Genomic DNA, 12,749 nt, shown 5'->3' with positions numbered 1-12,749 from the left:
GGTCTCGGTATGACAACTGTCGCGCTCGACACGGGGGTAGGGCCGCTGCTGCGCAGCTGGCGGGAGCGGCGCCGGGTCAGTCAGCTGGAGCTCGCGTTGCGGGCCGGCTCCTCGGCCCGGCACATCTCGTTCATCGAAACGGGGCGATCGCGTCCCAGCGAGGAGATGGTGCTGAGGCTCGCCGAGCACCTGGACGTTCCGGTGCGGGAGCGCAACGCCCTGCTGGTGATGGCGGGTTACGCCCCGCACTACACGGAGACGGCGCTCGACGACCCGGCGATGGGGGCGCTCCGGGACGGCCTCGACCGGCTGCTGCGGGGCTACGACCCGTATCCGGCGTTCGTCGTGGACGGGACCTACACCGTGGTGGCGGCCAACCAGGGGATGACCCGGCTGCTCGACGGCGTCCCGGAACACCTCCTGGCCCCGCCGCTGAACGCGATGCGGCTCACCCTGCACCCGGAGGGCCTGGCCCCGCGCATCCGGAACCTCCGCGAGTGGCGCGGGGACCTGCTGGCCCAGATGGAACGCCAGATCGCGCTGGTCCGTTCGCCGGAGCTGCGCGAGCTGTACGAGGAGGTGGCGGGCTACCCGCTGCCGGCGGGCCCGGGCGTCGACGAGGACTGGCAGCCGCCTTCCTCGTCGGTGCCGTTCGCCCTGCCGCTGGTCATCGAGCACGAGGGGCACGTGCTGTCGTTCGTCGCCTCGATCGCCACGTTCAACACGCCGATGGACGTGACGGTGGCGGAGCTGGCCATCGAGACGCTGCTCCCGGCCGACGCGGACACCGCCGCGTATCTGCGCTCGCTGGTGGTCTGAGGGCGGAGCGGGCCCGTGTCCGCCGGTACCGGTGACACGGGCCCGTGCGCGCTACACCCGCGCCCCGTTGTCGTGCGGGTCGCGGCGTCCGGCGCGCTGCCGGGCGCGCGGGGCCCGGGTGCGGGCGGGCGGCGGGACCTTGCTGGTGCGTTCCAGCAGCAGCGCGGCCGGTACGGCGGTCATCACCGAGGAGTATGTCCCCACGACGATGCCGACCAGCAGGGCGAGCGCGAAGTCCGCCAGCGAGTCGCCGCCGAGCACGGCGAGTGCGGTGAGGATGAACAACGCGCCCATCCCGGTGTTCACCGTCCGGGGCACGGTCTGCAGGACCGCCCGGTTCGCGACCTCCGCCAGGGGTTTGCGGCGGGCCTTCGTCCACAGCTCCCGGACCCGGTCGAAGACCACGACCGAGTCGTTGACCGAGTACCCGATGACGGTGAGGAGCGCGGCCAGGAAGATGCCGTCGACGGTGCGTCCCAGCCAGGCGAACACCCCGATCAGGATGATCACGTCGTGCACGAGCGCCCCGACGGAGGCGACGGCGAACGTCCAGCGGAACCGGACCGCCAGATAGGCCAGCTGCACGAGCACGGCGATGGCCAGGGCGATCAGGGCGTTGCGCCGCAGTTCGTCGCCGAGGCTGGGGCCGATGAGCTCGTCGCGGACCTTGATGGTCTCGCCGCCCTCGGCTGCCAGGGCGGCCCGCAGCGCGTGTTCGCCGTCGTTGTCGAGCTCCCCGGTGCGCACGGAGATGTCACCCGCACCGGCCGTGGTGACCTCAGCGCCCCCGAACCCGGCGTCCGCCAGGGCGGTTCGCGCGGTCTCGACGTCCACGGGGCGGCTGGTGGAGTACTCGACCAGCCGGCCGCCGGTGAACTCGACGCCCAGGTTCACCCCGCGCACCAGGATGCCCGCGACGGCCACCGCGACCAGGACGGCGGAGACCGTCAGCCAGCGGCGCGGGAAGCGCATCACCTGCGGGTCGCGCCGGGTGATCCAGGTCCGCACCCGGCCCGGGATCGCGATGCCGTTGACGCCCCGGTAGTCCGCGACGAACCGCGAGCGCGCCGCGATCTCGGTGAGGGCGCGGGCGATGACCAGCGCGGAGAACATCGACGCCAGGACACCGATGGCGAGCGTGACCCCGAAGCCCTTGACCGGTCCGGAGCCGAGGAAGAACAGCAGTCCGGCCGCGATGAGCGTCGTCACGTTGGAGTCGGCGACGGCGGTCCAGGCTCCCTTGAACCCGGCGGCGAGCGAGGCCCGCAAGCTCTTCCCGGGCCGGCCGGCGTACTCCTCCCGGGCCCGCTCGAAGACCAGGACGTTCGCGTCGACCGCCATGCCGATCGCCAGCACGAAACCGGCGAGCCCGGGCAGCGTCAGCGTGACGCCCAGGGCGACGAGGGCCGCGTACGAGATCACTCCGTACGCCGCGAGCGCCACGGCGGCGAGGGCGCCGAAGAGGCGGTAGATCACGATGATGAACAGGGCGGTGGCCGCCGCGCCGATCAGGGCGGCCCGCGCGCTGGCGTCGATGGCGGCGGCGCCGAGCGTCGGGCCGACCGTCCGCTGCTCCACGATCTCGACGGGCACGGGCAGGGCGCCGCCCTCGATCAGCAGGGCGAGTTCGCGGGCCTCGTCCGCGCTGAACGAGCCGGTGATCTGGGTGGAGCCGGAGGGCAGGCCCGAACCGCAGGAGACGGTCGGCGAGACCTGGGGCGAGGAGATCACCCGCTTGTCGAGCACGATGGCGACCCTGCGCCGCTCGTCCTGCACCGGGTGGCAGGCGGCCTCGCCGGTCAGCCGGGTCCAGTCCCGGCCGGCGTCCTTGTGGAAGTCGAGCGCCACGGTCCAGCCGGCCCCCTGCTGGGCGTCGAAGGACGCGGACGCCTCCTTCACGCCGGCGCCGGAGAACGCGGCGGGGCCGAGGGCCAGTTCGCGGCCCTGCTCGTCGGGCAGGGTCAGCCCCTTGCCGTCCTCGGCCGCTCCGCCCGGGCCCTGGACGGCGTGGAAGGTGAGCTGGGCGGTCTTGCCGATGACATCGGCGGCCTTGCGCGGGTCCTGGACGTCCGGGAGCTCCACGATGATCCGGTCCTCACCGGACCGGGTGAGGACCGGCTCCGTCACCCCGAGCGAGTCGATGCGCCGCCGCAGCACCTCCAGGGTGCGGTCGGTGCTCTCGCGGTCGGCCTTCGCGGTGTCGGAGTCCTCGGCCTGGAGCACCATGCGGGTGCCGCCCTGGAGATCCAGGCCGAGTCTGGGTGACATGGTCAGCGTGATGAGCACGGAGACGAGCAGCACGGCCGCAGCCAGAACCGCCCGCACCGTGGTGGCGCGCGTCATTGCGGGTTTCCTCCGAGGGGGCGCCGGGCACGCCCCTCACCCGGTCAGGACGGCGGGAACGGCACGGCGTTGATGGATTGCGGGACCGGCAGGCGGCCCCCGGGCCGGTGGGCACCGGCACCAGGGCCTGTATCGAGTTCCCCGTCGTCCGCCCGAAGGGCGGGCGCAGCGGCGGCTGGTGCGTGCGATCGCAAGGCGGAGGGTCGCCCCGATACTGGTTGTACCGGGGTGAACCCGACAACGCAGCGAGCGTGCGTGCCAGGCGTCGCCGGACAGGCGGGACTTTCGATACACGCCCTGGGAGGCCCGCGCACCCCCGGCAGCGCCACGCGCGGGCGCGGGACGGCGGAGGCGGGGGCGGTACGGACGGACCAGGGGACGGAACGGGGAAGCGGGGCCCGCGCGGGGCACGGCACGAGCCCGCCGGAGCCGGGCGGGGGCAGCTGGTGCGCGGTACGGGGGTGCTCGGCGGCGGCCCACGGCGTGGCGTCCGGGCCCCGGTCGACGGTGGCGGGCGGCGCAGCGGGCGGGGCGGTCGTGGACGCCCCGGCGGTCGCGTGTCGTACGGGGAGGCTGAGGGCGGCCGGTGCGGAGGCGGTGGGCGACGCGGAAAGGGCCGCCGCCGCCCGCGCAGGAAGGTCCGTCGCGCCCGCCGCAGGCGCCCCGGCCGCGCCGCCCACGAGGGCGAGCAGGGCGAGCAGCAGCGCGAGCAGGCACCGCCGCGCGGCGGACGACCGGCCCGGGTGCGCGTTCCCCGGGGGCGGCCCCGGGAGGGGGGTCACCGGGGGCGGCCGGGCAGGGCGGGCGCCGGGGCGTGGCGGAGGACGGAGCTGAGGACCCGTCCGGCTCCGCGCACGACCGTGGTCGCCGGGTCGTCCGTGCGCCGGACCGGGACGCCGAGGCGGACCGCTATCCGGTTGGTGACGTCGGGGCGCAGCGCACCGCCTCCGGCGAGCAGCGGGCCCCTGCGCAGGGCGCCGAGCAGCGCGCCGTGCGGGTCCTGCCGCCACATGGCCATGACCATGTCCAGGACGGCGCGGACGGCGGCGGTGGGCGGTTCGCCCGGCTCCAGGTCGCTGAGCCCGGTCTCGGCGAGGCGGGCGTCGCGCACCAGGCCGTCCACGAGCAGGGTCGCCTCGGTCAGCTCGGCACCGATGTCGAGGACGAGGAGGGGGCCGCCGTCGCCCGCCCCGGCGCACGCGGCGGCGGCGCGGGCGCTGTCCAGGACGATGACGTCGGAGGGGCCGAGCGCGCGCAGCAGGTCGCGGGCGGCGTCCCGGTGTCCGGGACCGGCGAGCACAGGGTGGCTGAGCACGATGACCGCGTCCTCGCGGCGCTCGCCCAGGGCCCGGTCGGCGATACGGGCCAGCATCCGGCCGCACGAGTCCGGGTCCACGATGCGGCCGCGCCGGACGGGCCGGCCGGAGCCGTGCTCACCGGTCCCGTGGACGGTGTCCGCGATGACGCCCTGGCCGGGAACCCAGGCCCGGGTGCGGGAGCTTCCGACGTCGAGGGCCAGCCCGCGGGTGGCGCCCCGGAAGTGCCGGTGGACGGAGCGGTCGTGCCGCCGTCCGTCGCGCAAAGAACGCATCGCCCCTCACCCCCGGCACGCAGCCGCGGCCGTACACACACCCAGTGACCCGCTGATCGCGAGGCATGGCCGAGCCCTCACTATGCAATAGGGAGGCAAAGAAAGCCACTCCCCGGCAAAATCGAAGGACCCGACCTGCCCCTCTTCACGACCCACCCCTCACGGCCCGCCCGCACGACCGGCAGCGCATGCCACGCGCACGCCCGGCGCGGTCACGCGCGTCATCCGCGTCACGCGTCGACCGGCAGGAACTCCGCGATCAGCTCCGCGAACTCCTCCGGCGTCGCGATCCGCACCCCCAGCTCCTCCGCCTTGGACCGCTTGGAGCCCGCCTTCTCACCGGCCACGAGCAGCGTCGTGCGCTTCGAGACGCTGGAGGAGGACTTGCCCCCGGCCCGTTCGACCAGCTCGTTCATCTGGTTGCGCGACAGCTTCTCCAGCGCGCCGGTCATGGCCCCGGTGACCACCACGGTCATCCCGGCCAGCGGAGCGCCCTCGGCGGCGGCCGCCTCCCCGTCGGCCTCCTCGCCCGGTGCGGGCGGCGGGGTCGCGCCCGGTTCGGTCATGTTCAGCCCGGCGGCGACCAGCTTGTCGATGAGCGGGGCGAGCTCGGCCAGCTCCGCGACCACACCGGCCGCCTTCTCCTTGCCGATGCCGTCGACCCGCTGCAACTCCTCCTCGTCGGCGGCCCTGATCCGGTCCATGTCCGCGAAGTAGCGGGCGATCCGGCGGGACATGGAGCGTCCGGTGCCGCGCACGCCGAGGGCACAGAAGACCCGGGAGAGCGGCTGCGAGCGTGCGGCGTCGATCGCGGCCAGCAGATTGTCGGTGCTGGTCTCCCCCATCCGGTCCAGCGTGAGCAGCTGTTCGCGCTCCAGCATGAACAGGTCGGCGAAGTCGGTGACGAGACCGGCGTCGACCAGCTGGACGACGCGGGTCGTGCCGAGCCCTTCGATGTCGAGCTGGTCGCGCCCGGCGGCGTACGAGACGGAGGCGACGAGACGGCAGTCGCGGCCCCGCACACAGCGCCAGCGCTGCTCGCTGCTGTCGATCTCCGAACCGCACTGGGGGCATGCCTCGGGGAAGTCGATGGGCTGTTCGTCGCCGGTGCGCAGATGGGCGACGGGCGCCTCGATGCGGGGGATGATGTCGCCCGCCTTGTAGACCATCACGTGGTCGCCGATGCGCAGGTCCCGGCGGGTGATGTCGGCCGGGTTGTGCAACGTGGCGTAACCGACCGTCGAGCCGTCGATCTCGACGGGCTCCAGCACGGCGCGCGGCGCGATGATGCCGGTGCGGCCCACGTTCCACTCGACGCCGAGGAGGCGGGTGACCTTCTCGACGGCGGGCAGCTTGTAGGCGATGGCCCAGCGCGGGGCGCGGGAACCGGAACCGGCGTCGCGCCGGTCGGCCGCCAGGTCCGCCTTGATGACGATGCCGTCGATCCCGAACGGCAACGCGGCCCGCAGCGCGGCGACTTCCTCGACCCGGGCCTGGACCTCCTCGACGGTGGCGGCGGTCAGCGGCGCGACCTCCGTGTCCGCGGCGGTGTGCACGCCGAGCTCCGCGACCCGGGCGAGCACCCGGCTGTGCTCCAGCTCGGCCAGCTCGGCGGCGGTATCGCCGGAGTCGGGCAGCGGCAGGGCACCGTATGCAAAGAACGTCATCTCCACTGTGTAGGCACGGTCCTTGGCGCGCAGGGTGCCCGCCGCGCCGTTGCGCGCGTTGGCGAAGGGGGCGCCGCCGTGCTCAGTGCGGACCGTGTTGGCCTGCTCGAACTGCTCGGTGGTCATCAGGATTTCGCCGCGTATCTCGATCGTGACCGGCTCCGCGAGCCGCGCGGGGAGGCCGACGACGGTCCCGATGGCGTGGGAGACGTCCTCACCGGCGGTCCCGTCGCCCCGGGTGATCAGCCGTTCCAGACGGCCCTCGCGGTACCGCGCGGCGACCGCGAGCCCGTCGAGCTTCGGCTCGACGCTCCACGCGGTGACGGGCCGTCCGATCCGGCGTTCCAGCGAGGCGGTCCAGGTGGCGAACTGCTCGGCCGAGAAGACGTTGTCGAGGGAGAGCATCGGCACCGTGTGAGGCACGTCGCCGACGGCCGCGCCGCCCGCCACCTTGCCGGTCGGCGAGGCAGCCAGCACCTCCTGCGGATGCTCGTCCTCGTACGCGGCGATGCCGCGCGCCAGGCGGTCGTAGGCGTCGTCGTCGAGCGTGCTCTCGCCCGTGGCGTAGTACGCGGCGGCGGCCTGTGCGGCCTCCTCGACGGCGGCGGCGTAGGAGGCATGGTCGGCGAGCACGACTGCTGAGTTCGTCATGGCCTCCATCCTGCCGCCCACCACTGACAACGCCCCGGCCGAAGCGGCCCGGAGAGCGCTCTCCTCGATCGCCCGCACGGGGTTCCGGTCAACGGATACCCAAGAGAGCGCTCTCCCGGCCTTCGCGGCCCGAACCACCCTCGCGAGGGCGGGAATCGAAGGTTCGCCGGCTGTATTGACATGCCCCTAACACGCTCCTACGTTCCCCGGCAGAGAGCGCTCTCTCGCCTGATCAGGCCGCCCATGATCAGGGCACAGCCCCCACCACTTCCCCGAAAAGGAGTGCCGTGCTCTTCTTCCGTCACCGACGCAGCGGCGAGGACAGCCACCGCGCGACCCCACCACCCCGGCGCTACCGCACCGCGGCGCTCGCCGCCGCCGCGCTCGCCCTGACCCTCCTTCAGGCCACCACCGGCAGCGCGTCCGCCGGGACGTCGGCCCCCGCCCCCAAGGCGGCGGCCGACGTGGTCCGGGTGGCCGAATTCCTCGCCGAGTGCCCGTACACCCACCGGGCGCCCGACGACCCGATCGTCTTCCCGGGCCTGCCCGGCGCCTCGCACATGCACAGCTTCTTCGGCAACGACTCCACGAACGGCCACTCCGACCTGGCCTCGCTGGAGAAGGCCAGGAGCACCTGCTCTCCCGACATCGACCTCTCGTCGTACTGGGTGCCGACCCTGTACGACGGGGACAAGGAGGTGGAGCCCACCGGCACCACGTTCTACTACCTGGGCGAGGGCGTCCGGGACGACGTCATCCGGCAGATCCAGCCCTTCCCCCGGGGTCTGAGGATCGTCGCGGGCAACGCCAAGGCGACCGGGCCGAACGACAACACCATCTCGCGCTGGTCCTGTCTGCACCACGGCGAGGTCAACCCGTCGCACGACTTCGTCAACTGCCCTTCCGACGGGATGCTGGAGTCGTACCTCGACTTCCCGCAGTGCTGGAACGGCAAGGACCTCGACTCGCCCGACCACAAGAGCCACATGTCGTACCCGGTCGACGGCGCGTGCCCGGCCACTCACCCGGTGCCGGTGCCCAAGCTCCGCCAGGTGCTGCGGTACCCGGTCAGCGGTGACCCGTCCAGGTTCCGCCTGGCGTCCGGTCCCGGCTACACGATGCACGGCGACTTCTTCAACGTGTGGCCCGAGGCGGAGATGGCGCAGCGCGTGCGCGACTGCATCAACGCCATCATCAAGTGCGGGGCCGACGGCACCCCCTGACGCGCGCCCCCGTCCCCACCCGCCCGTCCGGGGCCCCGCGCCCCGGACGGGCCTTCCCCCGAGGGAGCCCGCGATGAAGGCGGTCCGCCGCGCGGCGACGCTCACCCTGATTCTTCTCCTGGCCGGCTGCGGCACCCCGGCGGCCGATACGGAGACCGGTCCTCCGTCCGTCCCGTCCGCCACAGGCGCCCCCGCCGATCCGACGGACGCCGCCTGGGCGCAGCTGATGACCCCGATGAACGAGTCGGCCGTGGCGCTCCTCTCGCTCGCCGCCGACCGTGCCGACGACGCCTCGGTGCGGCGCTGGGCGGCGGAGCTGCGCACCTCGCAGGACGGTGAACTGGCCCGGCTGCGCCCGCTGCTGGCCCGGATGGGGCTGCCGGACACCAATGTGCACGAGGGCCACCGCATGCCGGGCATGGTGACGGCCGACGACCTGGCGCGGGCCCGCACGCTGAAGGGCTCGGCCTTCGACCGGTTCCTGGTGGACCGGATCGGCGGCCATCTGCGCCAGACCGCCCAGGTGTCGCGCTCCGAGACCGGGGCGGGCACCCGGCCGGACGCCAAGCGGCTCGCAGCCGCCCTGGTCTCCGCCCGCCGGGCCGAGATCGCCCGGCTGCCCGCCCTGCCCGGCGCTCCCGGCTGAGGGCCGGGTCAACGTAATCCCAAGGCGGCCAGGGCTGTTGCCCCACTTGTCGTACCACCCGGTATAAAGACTGCATGCCTGCCGACGCCCCGCCGCCCGCCCGCCCCGTGACCTTGGAGGACGTCGCAGGAGTGGCCGGGGTGTCACGGGCGACGGTGTCCCGGGTGATCAACGGGGCGACCACGGTGGACCCGGCGCTGCGGCGGACGGTGGAGGCGGCGGTGGACGCCACCGGTTACGTCCCCAACCGCGCGGCCCGGTCGCTGGTGACCCGGCGGACCGACTCGATCGCGCTGGTCGTCTCGGAGCGGGAGCGGCGCACCGTGCCCGAGCCGTTCGTCGGCCGGATGTTCTCCGATCCGTACTTCGGGCGGGTGGTGGCCGGTCTCCTGGAGGTGCTGCGCCCTGCGGGCATCCAGCTGGTCCTGATGCTGGCCGACGACCAGAAGTCCCGCGACCAGCTCCTTTCGTACCTGCGCCACGGGCACGTGGACGGGGTGGTGCTGATCTCGTCGCACGCGGAGGACCCGTTGCCGGGGCTGCTGCACGGGACCCGGCTGCCCGCCGTGCTCGCCGGCCAGCCGCGCCGGCCGACCCCGCTCACCTATGTGGAGGCGGACCAGCGGGCCGGGGCACGGCTGGCCGCCGACCATCTGGCCGCGCTGGGCCGCCGCCGCATCGGCACGGTGTCGGGCCCGCAGGACATGCCGGCCGGCCAGGCGCGGCTCTCCGGGTTCCTGGACGCAGCTGCGGCGCACGGCATCCGCGACGTGGTGACCGCCGAGGGCGACTTCACCCATGCCGGGGGCGCGGCGGCGATGCGGCGGCTGCTGGCGGAGCGTCCGGATCTGGACGCGGTGTTCATCGCGTCGGACCTGATGGCGCTCGGGGCCGTGCCAGTTCTGTTGCGGGCCGGGAAGGAGGTCCCGGACGACGTCGCGCTGGTCGGTTTCGACGACAGCAGTGCGGCGCTGGCCTGTGATCCGCCGCTGACGACGGTCCGGCAGCCGGTGGAGGAGATGTCGGCGGAGATGGCCCGGCTGCTGCTCAAACAGATCGGCAAGCCGGCGGACCCGCCGCCGTCGGTGATCTTCCACCCGACGCTCGTACGGCGGCAGTCGGCCTGATCAGGCTTGGCCGGGCCGCTCGTCCGGGGCCAGCGGCACCTGGGGCCCGGACGCCTCCTGGAGCCAGCGTCCGAGGACCCGGTGCACGGCCTCGGCCCCGACGAGTTCGTCCGGGCGTTCCCCGTCCTCGCCGGTGACGGCGTCCAGCGGGTCCGTCAGCTCGCGCGGCCACAGCAGGAACGGCCGGGACTGTTCGCCGCCCAGGCCGCCGTGCGAGCCGATCTGCTCCTCGAAGGCGTGCACGGTGCCGGTGCCGGGGTCGTACATGGAGTTGACCATCACGTCGGCGACGTGCGGGAAGGTGTCGGTCCGCCGGATCGCGTCCGCGGCGCCGGGACCGTGGACGGCGAGCGGCCCCTCTCCGTCGGCCAGCTCCGCGACGGGCACCCGGAGGCCGTCGCGGGCCAGCACCACCGAGCCGTGGCGCTCACTGCGGACGAGCAGGAAGCCGACGCCCGGGTGGTTCGCGAGCGTGGAGAGCAGCGCGGGGTGGCGGCGCTCCAGCTGCTCCTGGGAGGCGCGGCCCTCGATGTCCGGGAAGGAGATCAGGCCCAGGTTGCCGGAGGCGAGGACTATCGGGTCGGAGGGCTTCGCGACGTGCTCCTCCGGTCGCTCGGCGACCGGCCGGTGCAGGGCGATGCGGACCGCGTCGCGCGCCTCGGAGGCACTGCGGGTGCGCTGTGCGCGCCGGGGCACGGGCAGTCCGCTGCCGGCCCGGACGAGGTCCTTGAGAGTCAGCCCGTACACCCCGGCGAAGGTGTCCCCGGGGCTCTGGCCGTGGTCGGACAGGAGCACGATCCGGTAGGTGCGGGGCGCCTGCTCGGCGACCTTGGCGATCAGGGCGAGCGCCCGGTCGAGGCGGGCGAGCACCTTCTCCGCGTCGCGGCTGCGCGGTCCGGAGTGGTGCGCCACTTCGTCGTACGCGACGAGGTCGGCGTAGACCGCGGTCCGGCCGGCGAACATGTCGCCGATGACGGCGGCGACGACCACATCGCGTTCGACCACGGTGGCGAAGGCGCGGATGAAGGGGTACAGGCCGCCGCGCTTGATGCGGGGCGTCTCCTTGCGGAGGCGGGAGCGGGTCGACTGGGCGATCTCCCGGCACACCTCGGCGGCGAAGGAGCCGGCCGTGCGGACGGCGTTGGCCGGGTCGGAGAAGTAGGCGAAGTACCCGGCCCGGGAGCGGCGGCCCTTGCCGCGTCGGGCGGCCATCGAGAGGACGAGCGCGAGCTGGGTGGCGCCGCCGCTGAAGAGGTTGCCCCGGCTGGCGCCGTCGAGGGTGAGCAGTCCGCCGTCCCGGGTGCGGGCGATGGCCCGGCGCTGGAGTTCCAGGGCGCTCGCGGGCTTGCTGGAGACCATGACGAGGCCGGTCTCCTTCTCGTACCAGCGGAAGGCGGGCACGTCGTGGTTGCTGCCGTGCAGGATGCCGAGCTGGCTGGCGCCGGTCTGGCTGGACCAGTCGGTGCGCCAGGGCATGAGGCGGTGTCCCCCGGCCAGCCAGTGGGCGACGGTCGGCATGACGCCCCCGGCGGCCGCCGCGACGAGGGCGTCGTGGCCGACGCCGTCGAGCTGGATGAAGACGGTGCCGGGCGGGCCCCCGCGCGCGTCGCCCGTGCCGGTGCGCCGGCGGCGCCGGTCGGCCAGGCGGGAGAGGCGGCGGCGGTAGGCGTTGTCGTCGCGCACGGCGAGGGCGGTGGAGGTCGCTGAGGCGACGGCGGACATCACGGCCGCGACGGCGACGGCGGTCTCCGGGGCCGCGGCGCCCCGGCCGTCCGGGATGAGTCGCAGCGCGATCAGCAGCAGGGAGCCGTTGAGGAAGAAGACGAGCGCGCCGAGGACGAGGGCCGGGACGATGAGCAGGGCCCTCACGAGTACGGGCCAGACCAGCGCGGAGAGCAGTCCGAAGGCGCCGGCGCCCCAGGCCGCGGTGAAGGCGGTCTTGGTGATGCTGTCGCCGTCGGGCGCCTGGAGCCGGAAGTCGGGGAGGATGCCCGCGAGCGCGAGCATGGTGAGCGTCGAGACGGCCCAGACCGCGATCACTCGCATCAGGGCGCTGCCGGCTCGCCGCCATCGCCTGTCGCCCACGCCGTCTTCACCTCACGTCCGGGCCCTGCCGTTCCGGGCCCTTTTCCCAGCCTTTCACAGCGGGTCCGGCGGTCTCTCGGCCGGTCAGCAGCCGTCGTACCCGGCGGTCGGCATGGAGAGGCGGCGGTGCACTCCGGCCTTGCCGTCCGCGGTGTAGGACGGCTCGGCCAGCCCGGCGATCTCCAGGCGGACGCCGCGCCGACGGCACTCCGCGGTGAAGTCGGGCACCGAGGCCAGGGCGCGGGCGAGGACCCGTTCGCAGGGGGCGACGAAGAGCTCCGCCTCGCCGCTGTCGATGGCGTCCCAGAGCGCGGGGTGGTCGGGGCGCAGCCCGTAGAGGCGCAGTTGACGCGTGACGACGTAGCCCTGGTCTGCGGCCCAGCGGGCGCACATGGCGTGCTGGCCGCGGGTGTCCACGAGGAACGGATCGCTGTCCAGCTCCTCCAGCGGCGTCAGGCTGGCGATGGCCGCCACGCGTACGTCCCCCATGCCCCGTCTTCTCCCCGTGCTCGTCGTTCTCCGACCCTATGCGCCCGTCCGCGAAGGCCGAGGGAGCGTTCCGGGGCGGCGAGGGGGCGCACGGGCGCACGGGTCCGG

General features: G+C 74.0%; 9 protein-coding genes. 4 read left to right on the top strand and 5 right to left on the bottom strand.

Going from position 1 to position 12,749, the window contains the following annotated elements:
• Positions 1-9: 9 nt before the first annotated feature.
• Positions 10-819 (top strand): helix-turn-helix domain-containing protein, encoded by an 810-nt coding sequence (locus ACZ6C6_RS28550; RefSeq protein WP_469206711.1) that lies wholly within the window; start codon positions 10-12, stop codon positions 817-819.
• Between the two features lie 51 nt (positions 820-870).
• Here the strand turns inward: ACZ6C6_RS28550 and secD are convergent, their stop codons facing one another.
• From secD to ligA, 3 genes are all read right to left on the bottom strand, one after another.
• The gene (secD, locus tag ACZ6C6_RS28545; protein WP_469206709.1) at positions 871-3,162 is read right to left on the bottom strand and encodes a protein translocase subunit SecD; all 2,292 of its coding nucleotides are present in this window, start codon (positions 3,160-3,162) and stop codon (positions 871-873) included.
• A 778-nt stretch (positions 3,163-3,940) separates the two neighbouring features.
• Complete coding sequence (locus ACZ6C6_RS28540; RefSeq protein WP_469206707.1) at positions 3,941-4,753, bottom strand: rod shape-determining protein; 813 nt, start codon at positions 4,751-4,753, stop codon at positions 3,941-3,943.
• 230 nt (positions 4,754-4,983) lie between these two features.
• Positions 4,984-7,080, bottom strand: a complete 2,097-nt coding sequence (gene ligA, locus ACZ6C6_RS28535) for an NAD-dependent DNA ligase LigA (RefSeq protein WP_469206705.1) — start codon at positions 7,078-7,080, stop codon at positions 4,984-4,986.
• 278 nt (positions 7,081-7,358) lie between these two features.
• Here ligA and ACZ6C6_RS28530 point away from each other — a divergent pair, with 278 nt between their 5' ends.
• From ACZ6C6_RS28530 to ACZ6C6_RS28520, 3 genes are all read left to right on the top strand, one after another.
• Positions 7,359-8,294: a DUF1996 domain-containing protein gene (locus ACZ6C6_RS28530; protein WP_469206703.1), complete on the top strand. Its 936-nt coding sequence runs from the start codon at positions 7,359-7,361 to the stop codon at positions 8,292-8,294.
• 73 nt (positions 8,295-8,367) lie between these two features.
• Positions 8,368-8,940 carry a DUF305 domain-containing protein gene (locus ACZ6C6_RS28525; RefSeq protein ID WP_469206701.1) on the top strand — a complete coding sequence of 191 codons (573 nt, stop codon included), beginning with the start codon at positions 8,368-8,370 and terminating at the stop codon, positions 8,938-8,940.
• Positions 8,941-9,014: 74 nt separating this feature from the next.
• Complete coding sequence (locus tag ACZ6C6_RS28520; RefSeq protein WP_469206699.1) at positions 9,015-10,067, top strand: LacI family DNA-binding transcriptional regulator; 1,053 nt, start codon at positions 9,015-9,017, stop codon at positions 10,065-10,067.
• Here ACZ6C6_RS28520 and ACZ6C6_RS28515 read toward each other — a convergent pair whose 3' ends face one another.
• Together ACZ6C6_RS28515 and ACZ6C6_RS28510 are read right to left on the bottom strand one after the other, a co-directional pair.
• The gene (locus ACZ6C6_RS28515) at positions 10,068-12,152 is read right to left on the bottom strand and encodes a phage holin family protein (protein ID WP_469206697.1); all 2,085 of its coding nucleotides are present in this window, start codon (positions 12,150-12,152) and stop codon (positions 10,068-10,070) included.
• Between the two features lie 84 nt (positions 12,153-12,236).
• A complete protein-coding gene (locus tag ACZ6C6_RS28510; RefSeq protein WP_469206695.1) occupies positions 12,237-12,641 on the bottom strand; it encodes a hypothetical protein in 405 nt (134 codons plus the stop codon).
• Positions 12,642-12,749: the final 108 nt, after the last annotated feature.

The sequence above is a fragment of the Streptomyces sp. NPDC041814 genome (genome assembly GCF_055590565.1).
The sequence above is the reverse complement of the archived record's forward strand: the minus strand, read 5'-3'. Positions and strand labels throughout refer to the sequence as shown.